General features: G+C 38.9%; 13 protein-coding genes, 2 tRNA genes and 2 pseudogenes. 11 read left to right on the top strand and 6 right to left on the bottom strand.

What is annotated here, in order from left to right; translation table 11 throughout:
* Positions 1-178 precede the first annotated feature (178 nt).
* From DPX34_RS06645 to rimI, 4 genes are all read left to right on the top strand, one after another.
* The gene (locus tag DPX34_RS06645; protein WP_111977635.1) at positions 179-1,015 is read left to right on the top strand and encodes an HDOD domain-containing protein; all 837 of its coding nucleotides are present in this window, start codon (positions 179-181) and stop codon (positions 1,013-1,015) included.
* Positions 1,016-1,131: 116 nt separating this feature from the next.
* Positions 1,132-1,208 (top strand) — tRNA-Trp (locus DPX34_RS06640).
* Positions 1,209-1,229: 21 nt separating this feature from the next.
* On the top strand, positions 1,230-1,763 hold the full coding sequence (locus tag DPX34_RS06635; RefSeq protein WP_111977634.1) for a hypothetical protein: 534 nt from the start codon (positions 1,230-1,232) through the stop codon (positions 1,761-1,763).
* Complete coding sequence (rimI, locus tag DPX34_RS06630) at positions 1,756-2,199, top strand: ribosomal protein S18-alanine N-acetyltransferase (RefSeq protein WP_111977633.1); 444 nt, start codon at positions 1,756-1,758, stop codon at positions 2,197-2,199. The genes DPX34_RS06635 and rimI overlap by 8 nt, the downstream gene beginning before the upstream one ends.
* Positions 2,200-2,473: 274 nt before the next feature.
* Here rimI and DPX34_RS06620 read toward each other — a convergent pair whose 3' ends face one another.
* From DPX34_RS06620 to DPX34_RS22350, 5 genes and pseudogenes are all read right to left on the bottom strand, one after another.
* Entirely contained in the window at positions 2,474-2,791 is a 318-nt protein-coding gene (locus DPX34_RS06620) for a CcdB family protein (RefSeq protein WP_111977632.1), read from the bottom strand.
* Positions 2,791-3,036: a type II toxin-antitoxin system CcdA family antitoxin gene (locus tag DPX34_RS06615; protein ID WP_111977631.1), complete on the bottom strand. Its 246-nt coding sequence runs from the start codon at positions 3,034-3,036 to the stop codon at positions 2,791-2,793. Before DPX34_RS06615 ends, DPX34_RS06620 begins: the two co-directional genes overlap by 1 nt.
* Before the next feature lie 325 nt (positions 3,037-3,361).
* Positions 3,362-3,651: pseudogene (locus tag DPX34_RS21980) on the bottom strand (IS1634-like element ISVa17 family transposase); the annotation flags it as partial.
* A gap of 633 nt (positions 3,652-4,284) precedes the next feature.
* Positions 4,285-5,547 (bottom strand): hypothetical protein, encoded by a 1,263-nt coding sequence (locus tag DPX34_RS06610; RefSeq protein ID WP_111977630.1) that lies wholly within the window; start codon positions 5,545-5,547, stop codon positions 4,285-4,287.
* 221 nt (positions 5,548-5,768) lie between these two features.
* Positions 5,769-5,871, bottom strand: a pseudogene (locus DPX34_RS22350) (transposase); the annotation flags it as partial.
* 329 nt (positions 5,872-6,200) lie between these two features.
* Between DPX34_RS22350 and DPX34_RS06600 the strand changes: the two are divergent.
* From DPX34_RS06600 to DPX34_RS06585, 4 genes are all read left to right on the top strand, one after another.
* Complete coding sequence (locus tag DPX34_RS06600; RefSeq protein WP_111977629.1) at positions 6,201-9,101, top strand: TonB-dependent receptor; 2,901 nt, start codon at positions 6,201-6,203, stop codon at positions 9,099-9,101.
* A gap of 187 nt (positions 9,102-9,288) precedes the next feature.
* On the top strand, positions 9,289-10,779 hold the full coding sequence (locus DPX34_RS06595; protein ID WP_111977628.1) for a tryptophan halogenase family protein: 1,491 nt from the start codon (positions 9,289-9,291) through the stop codon (positions 10,777-10,779).
* Between the two features lie 2 nt (positions 10,780-10,781).
* Positions 10,782-12,323, top strand: a complete 1,542-nt coding sequence (locus tag DPX34_RS06590; RefSeq protein ID WP_111977627.1) for a tryptophan halogenase family protein — start codon at positions 10,782-10,784, stop codon at positions 12,321-12,323.
* Between the two features lie 417 nt (positions 12,324-12,740).
* On the top strand, positions 12,741-13,064 hold the full coding sequence (locus tag DPX34_RS06585; protein ID WP_111977626.1) for a transposase: 324 nt from the start codon (positions 12,741-12,743) through the stop codon (positions 13,062-13,064).
* A 23-nt stretch (positions 13,065-13,087) separates the two neighbouring features.
* Here DPX34_RS06585 and DPX34_RS06580 read toward each other — a convergent pair whose 3' ends face one another.
* A complete protein-coding gene (locus DPX34_RS06580; protein WP_111977625.1) occupies positions 13,088-13,993 on the bottom strand; it encodes a TIGR01777 family oxidoreductase in 906 nt (301 codons plus the stop codon).
* Between the two features lie 772 nt (positions 13,994-14,765).
* On the opposite strand from DPX34_RS06580, the gene DPX34_RS06575 reads away from it, so the two are divergent.
* The 3 genes from DPX34_RS06575 to tnpA all read left to right on the top strand — a co-directional run.
* Positions 14,766-14,841: transfer RNA gene (locus DPX34_RS06575), tRNA-Arg, on the top strand.
* A 247-nt stretch (positions 14,842-15,088) separates the two neighbouring features.
* Positions 15,089-15,814, top strand: coding sequence for an SDR family NAD(P)-dependent oxidoreductase (locus tag DPX34_RS06570; protein ID WP_111977624.1), 726 nt, complete (start codon positions 15,089-15,091; stop codon positions 15,812-15,814).
* Between the two features lie 230 nt (positions 15,815-16,044).
* The coding region (gene tnpA / locus DPX34_RS06565) for an IS200/IS605 family transposase (RefSeq protein ID WP_111977623.1) at positions 16,045-16,322 on the top strand (278 nt) is incomplete at its 3' end.

Raw genomic sequence — 16,322 nt, 5'->3', positions numbered from 1 at the left:
TAATTAACCGATACCCAAGCCCTTTGGGTATCAAAGAGTTCGACGCCACTCCCACCGCATTAAAAATACGCTTGTGTTAAGCCTATTGTAAACATTGAATACTGGTGATCTGATGAGTTACATTATATGATTACGACACGGTAAAGTGTTTTTATTTAATCAATAGTCAGTGGTATCTATGGCAATTTCAGTTACAGCAGCAGAGAAAAAAATATTACAAAATGTGGATATCCCACCTCGTCCTGAAGCGTTGTTAAAAGTAACAGATGAAGCCCGAAAGCCTGAACCTGATGTGGCTATTATTGCAAAGGCGATCGCTAGCGATATCAGTATTTCAGCTGCGGTACTTCAAGTTGTAAATTCAGCTGCATTTCGACGTGCCCGTGAAATAGAGTCGATTGAACAAGCCGTAATGATATTGGGTTTAAAGCGTGTGTTTCCAATTGTTAAAGCCGTTGCTTTAAAATCGGCTATGCAACAAAACCCCTTGCTAGATGACTTTTGGAATAACGCGAATAAAATAGCACAAGCCTGTGCATTGGTTGCAAAGCAACTTGATAAACCACAACTAGCCGATAACGCCTATATGCTGGGTTTATTTCATTCTGCTGCCGTGCCGGTTATGTTACAAAACTACCCAGAATATGAAAAAGTATTAAGCAAAGCCAGTGAAGATGGTTGGGATTATCACATTATTCAAATGGAGCGTGACTTTTTTGGAACAACCCATACTACAATTGGGGCATTGTTAGGTCAGCAATGGAAGTTGGCTAAAGATTTAGTCGAAGTTATTTATTACCAACACGATGCCAGCGGTATTTTTTCGTCAGATGAATTGAGTAAAGTAGGGTTGTGGATGTTAGCGACCCTTAAAATTGCTCGCCACATTGTATTATCTGAATTTGATGATGGAACCGAATGGGATATCGTTCAAGACCCTATTTTAGAGTTTTTAGAATTAGAAGACGGTGATTTAGCTTATATCTGCCAACAGGTCGCGGCAGAGATAGCATAAATAATACGATTTTAGATTAACAAATAGGCATTTGGCTAATTATCAAGCAAACGGTTAAATAAATGAATAAAAAGGCTTTACCTTTGCTGATGACTAGTTATAATCGTCTCGCGTTTAGGGGTGTAGTTCCAATTGGTAGAACAGCGGTCTCCAAAACCGACGGTTGGGAGTTCGAATCTCTCCACCCCTGCCAACAACGCAACCAAGTCAAATTATGTCTTATTTAACTCAATATCAAACATCCATTCTTCAGCAAATAGGCATTAAGCTTTACGCTGGATCGCAACCTGAATTTGAGAATACAGCTTTATCTGAGCAACCACTTGTTCAGTCAACGACTCACATTGAACAAACGCCTTCAAAACAAGATTCTAATAAACTCTCAGGTCCTGCTTTGTTAAAGCAAATGTTGGCGAATAAGACCACACAAACCGACCTCAAACAAACAGACTTGCCTACGCCTGCAGCTAAGTTAAGTGAAGACGCTACGCCTAAAATCCATGTTAATCCTCCTAAGGCTGATGTTGTTGCACCCGCTAAAGACAAAATGCTGAAAGTTGATGGGCTAAATATGGCGGATGTGCAATGGGCGATTAGCGAAAACCCACTTATACGCACTAAAGCGCATCTTGGTGCGTTATTAATAAAACACCCGGCTTTAAATACAATGTCACTCTCTCAAAATGTATTCACCGCGCAAGACAAAAAAGCCCTTTGGCACTTATTAAGTTCACTTTCGCATGTATAAAGCCGAGTTATTAACTATTGACGATGCTGATGCTATTTTAGATGTCGAGCTGCATATTCAAGCTGAACCTTTATCTTTAGGTATTATTCAATCTTGTTTTGGTCGCTTTTATAAAGCGTTTGGTATTTTTGCAGAACAAGAGTTGATTGGTTACGCCATTTGGCAAAATGTGTGTGGCGATGCGAGTTTAATTAATATTGCGGTTAAACAGCAACATCAAGGAAAAGGTGTTGCTAAAGCGTTAATGCAAGCCGGTTTAGATTGGTGTCGTGCCACTGATGCACAAGAAATATGGTTAGAGGTGCGCGTCTCTAATACGCAAGCGATTAAACTATACGAGCGTTGTGAATTTATTGAGCATTCTATCCGTGAAAACTATTATCCAACTAAAAAAGGCTCAGAAGATGCCTTAGTGATGGTGCTGATCTTAGTTTAAGTTTTATGAGTGTCCTTGATGCTTTTATTTTAAGATCGGTGAACTCTTACTTTTCAAGGCTTCTAGATAGGTTGATTTATCATATGCTGAGCTGGTTTTCCAGCACTGAAATAATATTCTGATCCACTTAAATGCCAACGCTCTGTTGATGGAAATATTGATGACTGTCCTGCACGATTATTTCAAATCAACAGCTAATATATTCCTGTCCTACACGATTTTTCCAACAAGGCATTATGCGATCACACACTACGTGATGCATGAATGCTAAACGTTATATGCCCGTAATAGCAAAGTCGATCGCTGCAATAATTTCATCTCTTAATGACTCAACTGATCCAATAGGATCTTTGAGTAATTTGGATGGCATCGAAGCAATCTGGGGAGTGAGTAAAACATATTGTTCACTGTCATACTCAATCAATGGAGTTAAGCCATCCATTTGCTCATTTCTAAAATGCTTGAGTTCTCCTAAAGGAATCACAATTCTTGTTGTAATATCACAAATTAAGGCATTCTGAATATCAATAATATACGGGTATGCTTCACGGCTTTTTTTACTTGGATTTATATAAACATCAAATTGCGACATTAAAACTCTTTAAACTCATCACCAAAACATCCATTCTCATCTATAAAGTCATTGTAGGCTTGTATGGCATTTTTATTTTCTTTTACCCACTTTTTAGTCTCAATGCTTTTCAATTTATCTTTTAATGCTTGCTCTAAAGTCGCGGATAAATTAATGTTAAGTGCTCTTGTTCTTTTGAGTAAATCACTATTTAAACTAAGGTTTGTTGCTTTTTTTGGGGCGTCCAAATCGTATAATGCTTGCATAATATGTCTCCAAGTAATTATTGTATTAATTATGCGCACTCTTGTGCGTATTGTAAAGGGCATATAATAAAGCTTATAAATGCCTGTCCTACACGATCTGTTTTCAAATTAAGCCACTACGAGTCGGCAAAAGACAGATCGGCGTAGATTGGTATTAGGGTGCTTGTGCTTTACACGGGCAATGATATTAATGAAGAGCTGGATGCGGTAATTCCGCACGTCCGGATCTGTATTGGGATGACTCCGTAATGGGTCGTTCTACCATGACAGTGCAATAGCAAAGTGGTTTTTAATCAAGGGTTCGATAAGTAATATATTCAACCAACACAATATTTTTAAACCCTTCACTATCGTTAATATTCCACTGGCTGCTTGTATGTACACGGGGATCCCCGCTTTATTTTCTGTGATTAAATTCAGTACAACTTGGTTTAATTCCGGGCGATGGTCGCGACTGTAGCCACGGACTTACTTCACTGCTAGGCTATCCACATCTGGCTTATACTGAGCATCGGCATGAATACGGGTCGAGTCCAAGTTAATACCTTCGCATGGTAGCTCTAAATGTTCGACAACATGTGCAGATGAGGTTTGGTAAAGCTTATATATGCCTGTCCTACACGGTCCCTAGAAGGCGCAGCCAAAACGGCCGTAATTTTAACTTGAAACTCATGAAAAGGCTGGTTGATTTCTTCATTCCCCATACCCGAGTTCGCCATCCTTATCCGAGCCAACGGTTCTCGCGTTAGACTCAATGTAGGAGCTGTATGCGTTAGTAGCGCACGTACGGATCTGTGCCAGAGGCCTGACCATCCATGTTTTCATGGTTGGTTAGGGCTTTACGGCGATTCGATGCATAGTCGATGAACTTATTTAATATCAAATAAAATCAAAAGATTTTATATGCCTGTCCTACACGATCCCGACTAATACGAAGCGTAGACAGAGAATGATATAAGCCATAAAGTGTTGTTACCGCTGCGAAAACCAAGACCATCGGGGACTGTCTTTCAACAACCTATAAAAACTGTATCCGTTTAGCCATAGGTTTAACCGACGACGCCCAATTAAAGCAAGCAATCAATCAAGCAATTAAGTGAGTTGATTTAAATCGAGGTTCAGGATAATTTAAATTTTTAGCAATAAATACAAAAGAAAAACAATTGAGGGGAAATAACAGGCTGCTCATATTTACTCGTTCATACTTGGTGTTGAGTAGCCTGCCGTCAGATTTACAAATAGTGTGGTTTATTCAAATTCGATGGTGAATTCACCTTCTACATGCTCGGTATTACCTGTCTCAGAGTCTATATAAAAATCAAAGTCCGCTTTCATATTTTTTATTTCACTGTCAAAGTCAAAGTTTAATGTACCGATACGACTTAAGTTTTTATCGTTAATTTCGGGGAGTACAGAGGTAAGTACTCTAGCGGTGCTGTTAACATTGGTATCGGTACTGTTACGTAAAAAGCTTAAGCCATCAGGTAATTGAAGAAGCTCAAAAGATAACAATAATGCGCGGCCTTGATATTGAGTCATTAAGCTTATGGCTGACGCGTTTAATTCGGCTGTTAGGTTGTTATTTGCATCATAGCCTTTGGTTTCTACAGTGACTACTGTGCCACAAGCGGCTGTATTTGCAGCTATATTGTCGAATGAATCAAATTCAAGACTCATGCGTGCATTACCAGTGAGTCGGTCGTTGCTCTTTTTAGTGAATGTGGCTGCCGCAATCACTTCATTATCACATAGGCTGTTTAGTCTAAATTTATCATCCGTTTGTTGAATGGTTAATGAGCGGTTGCCTGAAGTACATGCTGTCTTTAAGAAATCGTTATTGATATCTATTTTGTCAGTGGTAATAGCACCACATTGAGTCAGTGTGATTTCTTCATTTGAAATATCCGTTCCTTCAATAAATACCATACTGTTTTTTGTTATTGTATTGGTCAGTGTAGAGATAGTGTTACTTGGCTGATTCATGATAGCAATCTCTTCGAGGTACCAGCTGCTGCCGACTGTTAATTCATCAAAATTTAAAGCTGTCACATTAGCTAGGGTATTATCAGGTTGTATTTTACCTTCGTTTACCGTTTCAATGTTGTGCACATGAACTGAAACATATTCACCCGTAAAACCGAATACGCCTCTACTCGCGGTATCAAGATCAACCCTTACAGTGATGCTATCAAAGTCGGTGACTTCAGGAGCTAAAAAGCTAATGCTGTCGGAGCCTTGGCCAGAGAAAGAGATTGAGTCGTCTACTTGCCAATTGAACTTTATTTTTTCTGAACCTTGGCCGGTTACATTTAAACTAATGTTGACCATTTCACCTTCATTGACCGTTATAGTGGTTGGTAATCTTTGGTAAGAAGCATCTATGGATTCTGAAGCTCCATCACCTGTATCTGAACCGCCACCGCAGGCTGTTAGTGTAAAGAGAAGTGAAAATAGAAGTGTTAATGGTAAATGATCCGTTCTACTACGACGTGACTTATTGATAAAGCGCATATTCATCCTTAAATTTTGGGGCTGTAAAAAGCGTATTGTAGGGGGGTACAAAGAGCAAATCAACTTACAGAAACTCATAACATAGACTCGTTTCAATCCGTTATGCCTTTCTTATGTTTTCAATTGTTTGATAGGTATTATTTTAAAGTAAATGGATATTTTAGGGTTATGTACTGAGTATTAAAGTAGCCGCTGTCTTCTATTCATCTCGTTTTTGTACTGTTGTCTTGCCCACATAAAAAAAGCGCGTCGCACACAGCGAGTAACACAATGATAATAAGCGGTGTCATCAATTGATATTTGGCTTTTGCGGGCTTTTGTCATGATGTTTTGAACGGGGTGGAGATGTACAGTTAAGTTTGATTGTTGTGGCTAAAAAGTCAAAGCGATGAGGGTTTTATTAACGGTATTATTAATACGTCTCTTGTATGACTTCTCTGCATACGTATGTTTTTACCCTACAATCTGCGCATACGTATGCAGAAATGGCTTGGGTGGTGTGCATACGTATGCACGCTATTGTGCGGTTAAATCGTTTGAGATTAGTATGTGGGTAGATAAGAAATGCATTACAAATTAGTTACAAGATACACACAGACAAGAAACATACATATTTATTATAACTACAAACCCAAACGAAATAGGGAACACAAATGTCAAATTTCAAGCCAAGCTTAGTCACATTAGCTTTAATCTCTGCTGGTATCAGTGGACAGTTAACCGCGGCTGAAGCTGCTACGAGTTCAGAAGATGACGATGTAGAAGTTATTTCTGTACAAGGTATTCGTGGTAGCTTAATCAAGTCACAAGCTGTGAAAATGAGTAGCTCGACTATTGTTGAATCAATTTCTGCTGAAGATATTGGTCAATTACCTGATTCTTCAATCGCAGAGTCATTAGCGCGCTTACCAGGTTTAGCGGGTGAACGTAGCAATGGTCGTGTTTCGGGTATTTCTGTTCGTGGTTTTAAAGAAGACTTTATTGGTACATCTTTAAATGGCCGTGAAATTATAGGTATTGGTGACAACCGTGGTGTTGAGTTTGATTTATATCCTTCTGAAATAATGACAGGCGCGACAGTATATAAATCTACTGAAGCTGATCTTATGGTTCAAGGTATTGGTGGTACAGTAGATTTACAAACTGTTCGCCCATTACAAGCACAAGAAACTATCACGCTTAATGGTACTTTTGAGTTAGGAACGCAAGAAGCGGATAACCCAGAAGTTGACAATAAAGGTAAGCGTTTAGCTTTTTCTATTATTGAAAAATTCGCAGATGACACATTAGGTGTTGCATTAACATTGGCCACTACTGAAACGCCAAATAACCAACGTCGTTACGGGGTTTGGGGTTATGCTGACAATGCAGATGGTCAGACGTTACCGACGGGTCTTGATATGCATTCAGTGGGTACTAAACTTGAGCGTGATACGATCTCGGCTGTTGTGCAATATCAACCAAATGATAAATTAAACATCGTTTTTGATGTATTAGACATTGATTATTCAGATTCGGGTATGTCTCGCGGTATTATCCAATCTTTCTCTGCTGCTAATGTAACAGGTACTGGTGTTAATTCTACGGGTACTGAAGTGGGTGCAAACCCTGTTTTCCGTACCGATCCAAGAAAGAAAGACGGTGAATTACAAGCATTTGGTTTAAATCTTGAATACGCATTAACGGATGACTGGAAAGTTGAACTTGACCTTGCAAGCAGTGAGTCAAAGAAAACTGATTTACGTGGTGAGTCTTATTCTGGTTTAGGCCGTTCAGGTGCTTTAGCGAATGCTGATTTAGGTTCACGCGAATTTATGATGAGCAGTGACGGTGTATTCTTCACAGGGTCTACGGGTCTTGAGGCATTGTCTAACCCTGACCAACTACAATTAGCAGGCCCACAAGCTTGGGGTGGTGGTCTTGCGAGTTTAGCTGATCAATTTGCAAGCAACGAGTTGCGCGCTAATGGCACGCCATTCAACTACGATAATGCGCAAGATGGCTTTTTAAATTACGCTGATTTCAGCGAAGAATTAACAACTGCAAAATTAGAATTCTCGGGCAACTTAGACAATGACTTTGTTACGGGTATTAAACTCGGTGTTAATTACTCAGACCGCACTAAAGACAAGTTAAATAAAGGCTTCTTTGCCACGGCAGCTTCATATCCTTTCTCTACTGGTATTCCTTCTGAGTATGTATTAGGAACGGCTGATTTAAGCTGGATTGGTTTGGGCAATGTTGTTGCTTATGATGGTCTAGCGCCTTTTAACGACGGTACTTATACGTTAAATGATGCCGGCTTATTAGAACCCGATCGCGTTGGTGATAGCTATATTGTTGAAGAAGAAGTATTAACATTTTATACAAAAGCTGATTTTGAAGCTGAATTAGGCGATATGCTATTAACTGGTAACGTTGGTTTACAGTATGTTGATACTACGCAATCATCTGCGGGTACGATTGGGGTTGTAGGTGCTAACTTTAAAGTGTGTGATACTGATAATGATGGCGTGGTTGATGCTGATTGTTCAGTATCAGGCGGTGCTGATTACTCGCATACTTTACCAAGTTTGAACTTAAATTTAGAAGTAGCAGAAGACCAATATGTACGTTTTAGTGCGAACAAATCTATCAGTCGTGCACGTATCGACCAAATGAGAGCATCTGGTTTTGTTGACTATGCTCAAAATATTGATCAAATCGCGGTTCCTAATACATTAGACGCAATCGATACTTACGGTTCGCCATGGGCTAAATCAGCGGGTAACCCTGAATTAAAACCTTTAGCATCAACCAACATTGATATTTCTTACGAGAACTACTTCAGTGAAGAAGGTTACTTCGCGGTAACGTACTTCCATAAAGATATTACTAACTGGACACGTGATGGTGACCAAACAATTAACTTCCGTAATGATGTAACAAACGGCAACGCTGATTATTTTATTGCAGGTTATCATGATCGCATCGCTCAAGAAGATGGTTTGTACGGTCCGACTGACATGCCGTTCTCGGCAGGTGACACCATTGTTCCACCAGACCACGGTACATTTAACTATTTTGAAGATGGTCTTGAAGGATCGGTAAGTGGTTATGAGTTAACGGCTAATATTCCATTCAACATTATTTCTAACGCACTAGATGGATTTGGTATTGCGGCGTCAAAATCTTATGTTGATGCTGAATTAGATGACGGTTCGGCTATTCCTGGCCAATCTGATCACTCTTCATCATTCACTGCTTATTATCAAATTAATGGCTTTGAAGTTCGTTTAGCAACGACTGAACGTTCAGCTTATGCAACTTATGAGCGTGGTGGTTCAAATCAATTAAGTGACGCAACGCGTGACGAAATTAGATTAGTTGATGCGCAAATTAGTTATGATTTTGCTGAATCAGGAATTGATTCGCTTGAAGGGTTAACGATCTCGTTATCGGGTAGTAACTTAACAGATGAAGACGAAGAAACAATTGATGACAACACGGGTATTGTTTCATCTCGTCGTCAATTTGGTCCAACTTACTTGATGAACGTAAACTACTCGTTTTAATTAAGTCTGCTTAATTAAACCTTATAAGCCTATTAAATCGTTAGATTAATAGGCTTTTTTTGTTTATACCCAAGTAATTTAGGCTAGGCTTGAAATAAGGCTTAGTCGATTTATGCTATTTGGGTATGAATAAACAAGCATTGTTGAATAGACTAAATTTGAATAAATAAATTATGAAGGATTTTTGATGCAGACTGCTATAAAAAAAGTTGTTATTTTAGGTGGTGGCACCGCTGGGTGGATGTCGGCGGCCATGATCAAAAAGCTTATTGGTCAAGCAGTCGAAATTGAACTCGTAGAGTCTGAATCTATTGGTACGATAGGGGTCGGCGAGGCGACAATCCCGCCTATTAAATTATTCAACAGTGTGCTCGGCATTAATGAAGCCGAATTTATACGTGAAACCAAAGCAACCATTAAGCTTGGGATTAAATTTGAAAATTGGAAAACCCAAGGTGAACGTTATTTCCATTCGTTTGGTGCTGCTGGGCGCAGTTTAGCTTTTTGTCAGTTTCATCACTTGCTTAAGCGAGCGGGTCAACTTGATGATGACAAGCACCTTTGGCAATACGACTTAAATTTTTTGATGGCTGAAGCCGGAAAGTTCTCGCCAATTAACAGTCAAGATCCAACCTATGATGTACCTTATGCCTACCATTTTGACGCGGGCTTATATGCTGCGTTTTTGAAACGTTTTAGTCAAAAAATAGGCGTAAAACGCACTGAAGGTTTAGTTGAGCATGTAAAACAAAATCAAATTACCGGCTTTATTGAATGTTTGATGTTAAAGGGTGGTAAAGAAGTTAGTGGTGATTTATTCATTGATTGCTCAGGTTTTAAAGGGCTGTTAATTCAAGAAAAGCTATCAACGGGTTATGAAGACTGGAGTCATTGGTTGCAATGCGATAGGGCAATCGCGGTGCCTTCTAAACGATTTGAGCAAACGTTAAATTATACGCGTTCAATTGCTCATCCGGCAGGGTGGCAATGGCGAATTCCGTTACAGCATCGAAATGGCAATGGACTAGTTTATAGCAGTAAACATTACACTGACCAACAGGCTCAAGACATATTGTTGAGTAACTTGCAAAGCGATACATTAGGCGAACCTAATTTATTGCGTTTTGCAACGGGGCGTCGCAAAAAGCAGTGGAATAAAAACGTTGTTTCGATTGGCTTATCTTCTGGGTTTTTAGAGCCGCTTGAATCAACCAGTATTCATTTAATCCAGTCGGCTATTATTCGACTTGTACACATGTTCCCACATGCGGGGGTTAACGATAGTTTGATTAATGAGTTTAATAAGCAATCTAAGCTCGAATTTGAACAAATTAGAGATTTCCTCATTTTACATTACAAAGTGAACGAGCGCCGAGACAGTTTATTTTGGAATGATATGCGTACAATGGATATACCAGATAGCTTGGCGCATAAAATACAAATATTTAAAGAAAATGGTCGTTTGTTTAGAGAGCAAAATGATTTGTTTCAAGATAGCTCTTGGTTACAAGTTATGGTTGGGCAAGGGCTTATTCCAAACGATTATCACCCCATTGCTAACAGTATTCCAACAAGCCAATTGATGGGCATGTTAGAACAGGTTAAAACGATGAAAGAAAAGCCTATTGCCGCATTGCCTTCACATGATGAATTTTTAGCTAAATTAGTGAAAACATAATAATGACTAACCGTGAAGATGTGTTTAAAATTGTTATTCTGGGTGGAGGAACGGCTGGTTGGATCGCCGCTAATTTATTTGCTCATCACTGGCAACAAAAAGATAAAATAAAAGGTTCCAATAAAGAGCTCAGCAAAAATATTGAAATAACGCTTATTGAATCACCCAATGTGAGTACCGTTGGGGTTGGAGAAGGTTCTACTCCGACATTAAAAAGATTATTTGAGATGTTAAATATCAGTGAAGCAGAATGGATGCCCCGCTGTAATGCGACTTATAAGCTAAATATCAAGTTTAACGGTTGGTCACCAAAATCCGGTATTGCAAGCTACAGCCACCCTTTTCCTACGCAAGTTGATACTTTTAATACACGTGCTTTTATGGTCAATACGCGCACGCGACGTATGGGACTTGATACAACTACTTTACCGGACGACTTTCTACTCAATGGTGTACTCGCACAGCTAGGTAAAGGGCCGATAACACCTGCCCATTTTCCTTTTAAAGTTGAGTATGGCTATCACTTTGATTCTCATTTGCTCGGCGAATTTTTAGCTGAAGAAGGTCAACGTAAAGGCGTTTTCTTTAAGCAAGCTCATGTTCAAGAAGTTACTCAAGATGTTACCGGCAACCTCAAATCACTTGTGACAAATAAGGGCGAAGTCATCTCTGGTGATTTTTTTGTTGATTGCACTGGTTTTGCCTCGGTTTTGATGCAACAAACGTTAGGTGTTTCGTTTAAACCCTACAAAGAAAACCTGTTTAATGATTCAGCTGTTGTGATGCCAACCGCGATAGGTCATACCATTCCGGTCGAAACCGAATCGACTGCATTATCATCTGGTTGGTGTTGGAAAATTCCGCTAACCCAACGTTTTGGCAATGGGTATGTTTATAGCAGTGATTTTATTAATAGTGAGCAGGCTGAAGTTGAATTTAGGCAGCATTTAAATATGCTGAATAGCGAAGCATCTTGTAAACATTTGAAAATGAAGGTCGGTGTTTTGTCTGAGCATTGGTCTAAAAATTGTATCGCGCTTGGTTTATCTCAAGGCTTTATAGAGCCGTTAGAAGCGACCGCGCTGCATTTGGTGCAAATCAGTACTGAAATTTTTATTGAGCATTTTGAAGCGGGTCAGTTTTCTAATCAGCATCAAGGCGAATATAATAAGGAAATCAGTGAACGGTTTGAGCGCATACGCGATTACATTGTTGCGCATTACAAGCTAAATACGCGAGATGATTCAACGTATTGGCTTGCAAATCAGGAAAACGAACATTTGTCTGAATCATTGTTACAGCTGTTAGATGTATGGTTTCAACGTGAAGATTTATCAGTTGAAATTGAACGACAAAACCTGAATACGCACTTTGATGCGGTATCTTGGCATTGTTTGTTATCTGGATATGGCGCTTATCCGCCCTTGCATCCTAATCAACCCGGTAAAGGCGATTTGTTTAAAGAGAAAAATGTGGAGCAATTTATTCAAGCTTGTACGCTTAATTTTGATTCGCACGCGGCCAACCTGAGAGCGCTTAAATAATTCCCCTAGCTGAGTTGTGTTAAAAGTGTCAATTGTTATTAACTTTTTATTGGCTTTTGATTAAGTAAGGAGGCGTTCACATTAATGGCTAAGCTTAATCAATTCTCGTTAATATATAAAATAAATAATGGTGCCGATACAGAGCACCGATTTTAAACCTAAGTGTGTTAAACATGCACTAGAGCAGGATCATAAAGTGAGTGATGTTGCGTGATTAAATTAGGCTTGCTGCTCGTTATTTTTAATAAGCGAGCAGCAGCATCGTATATTTATTATTAATAAATATGCGAATTCAAGCTTGTATTCACAGGGTAAGCACACAAAAAAGTATTAAACACACAGCAAAAATAATAACACTTGAATTCAAGTAACAAAAATGACGGCCAAAATAAATAACCCCTTAAAATAAGAAGCATCATGGCAAAGGTATACAGTACGGCTTTTAAACTAAAGTGCGTTAAAAGAGTATTAGAGCAAGGTTATAAAATAAGTGAAACTGCGCTTTACATGGACGTAGGTAAGCGTTCACTCTTAACGTGGCTACGTTTATACAAAGAAGGATTATTAACTGAATCACATCCTCATTTAATGGATGATGCGTTTGATATAAAAGCGCAGCAGCTCAGCGCAAACAAAAAAATTGCAGCGCTTGAGCAAGAAGTAAAAAAACTAAAATATGACAATACGCGATTAAAACGCCAATTTTTATCACTTAAAAAGCACGTCAATCAGTTTGAATAAATACGCCATGAATCACGTTATTTTTAGATTAAGTTTGTTAATGCCGCGCTAATAGTGGGATAAGAAAAATTGAATTTTGATTGTAGCAGTTTATTCGGCTTAACGTTTTGACCAAACAATAAAATATCTGACATTTCGCCAAATATCAGTTTTAACACCCAAGCGGGTGTCGTTAATAAACAAGGGCGGTTAAGTTGATGCGCCAGTTGATGGCTAAACTCAGCGTTGGATACCGCTTTAGGTGCAGTAATATTAACAGGGCCTTTTATCATGTTATTATTTTGAATATGCAATATCGCATTAATGGCGTCTTCTACATGGATCCACGACATTATTTGCTTGCCTGTGCCCATTTTGCCACCCAAGCCTAATTTAAACGGCGGCAGCATTTTAGCTAAAGCGCCTTGATTATTAGCTAACACAACGCCGGTTCTTAATAAAACCACCCTTGTATTAGGCTGTTTTATATTTTGTGCGATTTGCTCCCATTTAAAACATAAGTCATAAGTAAACTCATGGTTATAATGAGTAAAATCTTCACCTATTTCTACTTCTCTTTCACTCTCATTTTGTCGACCATAAATACCAATCGCACTGCCCGATATAAACACCGAAGGTGGATTTTTTGCTTGGTTTATAAGCTCAACTAATTCAGCGGTAATACCCCACCGGCTATTACATATCGTTTTTTTATGCTCAGCAGACCAACGCTTATCGGCAATGGGCTCACCCGCCAAATTAATAACCACATTTATATTTTCAACATTGCTTAATGAAAGTGCATTAATAAAATGTACATCGTTACCAAATTTAATTTTTGCTTTGTTTACATCTCGGGTTAAAACCGTAATAGAATTATTTGACCTGAGAAGCTTTTTAATTAGAGCTTGACCGATTAACCCCGTACCGCCAGTAATAAGATATTTCATAATCTACGCCTTAAACCGCTGTAAATGAGTGCTTAATTATTAATACATTAGGTGAGTGAGTTTAGATCATATTTTAGTTCTGGCTATTATAGGTTTAGTGAAGGGTTTATTGGAGGGGGTTATTGAAGGGGATTATTGAAGGAGGAGGGGATGCCTGTCTTGAATGACAATACCTGATCCGGCGGGGGATAAATGCCTCCGTAGGTTGCCATGAGTGAAACGGATCGCAACACACTCAAGTAATAAATTAAAACCAAGCAATCAAAGATTAACCATTCATAAAACAAAATTTAAATTAAGCGAAAAATGCAACCACAAACGGTGCGGTTCGCAAGCTCACGGCACCCTACGGTAGGGTAATGCCTCCGTAGGTTGCCATGAGTGAAACGGATCGCAACACACTCAAGTAATAATTTAAAACCAAGCAATCAAAAATTAACCATTCATAAAACAAAATTTAAATTAAGCGAAAAATGCAACCACAAACGGTGCGGTTCGCAAGCTCACGGCACCCTACGGTAGGGTAATTTTGTCAATCAGCCATACAAAGTTTGTAAATAAATAAAAATTTGTAAATAAATAAAAGATAGTAATATCAATGTATTATAAGTGAGATTAATGCATATCCTCGATAGTTCTCGAACGCTGTCATGGTTGAAAAGTGGTAGCGCCCTTTAAAACATCGAAGCCAAGGGATAAATTACACGTGCAAAGGTTGATCGAATCATTTTTGGCTATATAGTTAAAAATACAGGTTTGATATGTGTTATTTGTCCCCTTAGTTCAGCTGGATAGAACAAGGACCTCCTAAGTCTTAGACACAGGTTCGAATCCTGTAGGGGACACCAGTTTTAAATCCTTTCCCTGATACTTTCATTTAAAGACCTTCGTAACGGTAAACCTGTTATGAAAAGCGTTAACGCTTAACCGGTGTTGCTTTACTTCACTTCACTTCATTTTACCCCTGCATCCGCTAAAGCCGCGGTATTATAAACATAATAAAATTTCGTATGGGGTTCTTTGTATTTCATAATTTACTCTGGGTATTTACGCGTTAAAGTGAAGCATAATTGATGTTTATCTTTGAGTTTGATTATGAGTTTTTACCATGAAAAAGTCGCATTAGTCACGGGGGCTAATCGTGGTTTAGGCAAAGCGATTGTTGCTGCATTGTTAGCTGCAGGCATAAAAAAGGTGTATGCCGCTGCCCGTTGTTCAAGCTCGATTAAGCATGCTGATACCCGTGTTGTGCCTATTGATTGCGACATTACCTCGGTTGAGCAACTTGAGCGTGTTAAAACACAAGTGGGTGATTTAAATATTTTAATTAACAACGCGGGCCGAAATGCGTTTGGCTCTATTTTAACAAGTGAGTTAGACGGCATTCAGCAAGATATGGCGGTTAATTATTTGGGAACCTTGAATGCGATCAGAGCCTTATATCCGGTTATTCAAGCGAATGAACAAGGGCATATTGTTAATGTGATTAGTATATGCGCATTAGCCAGTATGCCGGGGCTGGGTGGGTATTGTGCCTCTAAAGCGGCTTTGTTCTCGGCCACACAAGCGATACGTGCTGAACTAAAAAAAGTGAATGTGCGTGTGCGTGTGCAAGGTGTGATCGCAGGGCCGTTAGATACTGATATGAATGAGGGTTTAGAGATTGAAATGGCAACACCTGAAGTAGCAGCACAAGCAATTGTGGCTGGTATTCAACTTGCCGATGATGAAATTTATATTGACCCTGTTGCGCTTGAATCTGGGCGTATTTGGCAACGTAACCCTAAACAGCTTGAAGCCGATTTTGCTTTATTTGAGTAGGGTAAAATTATAATTAAAAGGTTGGTATCACTTTTTATACAATCAAAAAGGCCGTTGCGATAGTGACTCACGCAGCGGCTTATTTATGTGTTTGTTTTTATTTTTCTTTTTATTAAAAATTAAAACCACGTCCTTTGGGCGTGGAAGAGGTTTTTAGGCTATAGCCTGAAAACCTACTCAAGTGTAATTCTATACCTGTTATCGCCAAACAACAGAAATAGGAATTACAAATGAGTAGATTTAATAAATTATCCCACGTTTTGTGGCATTGCCAATATCATATCGTTTGGGTACCCAAATATAGATATAAAATATTAACAGGTAAGGTTGCTTACGAAGTTAACAAAAGTATCAGGGTTTATGCTGAACGGTTAGGTTGTGAAGTAATAGAACTCAACGTCCAGAGCGATCATGTGCACTTATTGGTAAAAGTGCCCCCGAAAGTATCGATTTCCACTTTGGTTGGAACAGTGAAAGGAAAAACAGCCTTACAAGTATTTAGGCAGTT

This window comes from Algibacillus agarilyticus, from assembly GCF_003286125.1.
Lineage (GTDB): Bacteria > Pseudomonadota > Gammaproteobacteria > Enterobacterales > Alteromonadaceae > Algibacillus > Algibacillus agarilyticus.
This window is presented reverse-complemented; position numbering and strand designations above follow the sequence as displayed.

What these genes read in the sequence shown, in the direction of transcription:
- DPX34_RS06645 (WP_111977635.1), top strand. Translation starts at nt 179, where the DNA reads ATGGCAATTTCAGTTACAGCAGCAGAGAAAAAAATATTACAAAATGTG.
- DPX34_RS06635 (WP_111977634.1), top strand. Translation starts at nt 1,230, where the DNA reads ATGTCTTATTTAACTCAATATCAAACATCCATTCTTCAGCAAATAGGC.
- rimI (WP_111977633.1), top strand. Translation starts at nt 1,756, where the DNA reads ATGTATAAAGCCGAGTTATTAACTATTGACGATGCTGATGCTATTTTA.
- DPX34_RS06620 (WP_111977632.1), bottom strand. Translation starts at nt 2,791, where the DNA reads ATGTCGCAATTTGATGTTTATATAAATCCAAGTAAAAAAAGCCGTGAA.
- DPX34_RS06615 (WP_111977631.1), bottom strand. Translation starts at nt 3,036, where the DNA reads ATGCAAGCATTATACGATTTGGACGCCCCAAAAAAAGCAACAAACCTT.
- DPX34_RS06610 (WP_111977630.1), bottom strand. Translation starts at nt 5,547, where the DNA reads ATGCGCTTTATCAATAAGTCACGTCGTAGTAGAACGGATCATTTACCA.
- DPX34_RS06600 (WP_111977629.1), top strand. Translation starts at nt 6,201, where the DNA reads ATGTCAAATTTCAAGCCAAGCTTAGTCACATTAGCTTTAATCTCTGCT.
- DPX34_RS06595 (WP_111977628.1), top strand. Translation starts at nt 9,289, where the DNA reads ATGCAGACTGCTATAAAAAAAGTTGTTATTTTAGGTGGTGGCACCGCT.
- DPX34_RS06590 (WP_111977627.1), top strand. Translation starts at nt 10,782, where the DNA reads ATGACTAACCGTGAAGATGTGTTTAAAATTGTTATTCTGGGTGGAGGA.
- DPX34_RS06585 (WP_111977626.1), top strand. Translation starts at nt 12,741, where the DNA reads ATGGCAAAGGTATACAGTACGGCTTTTAAACTAAAGTGCGTTAAAAGA.
- DPX34_RS06580 (WP_111977625.1), bottom strand. Translation starts at nt 13,993, where the DNA reads ATGAAATATCTTATTACTGGCGGTACGGGGTTAATCGGTCAAGCTCTA.
- DPX34_RS06570 (WP_111977624.1), top strand. Translation starts at nt 15,089, where the DNA reads ATGAGTTTTTACCATGAAAAAGTCGCATTAGTCACGGGGGCTAATCGT.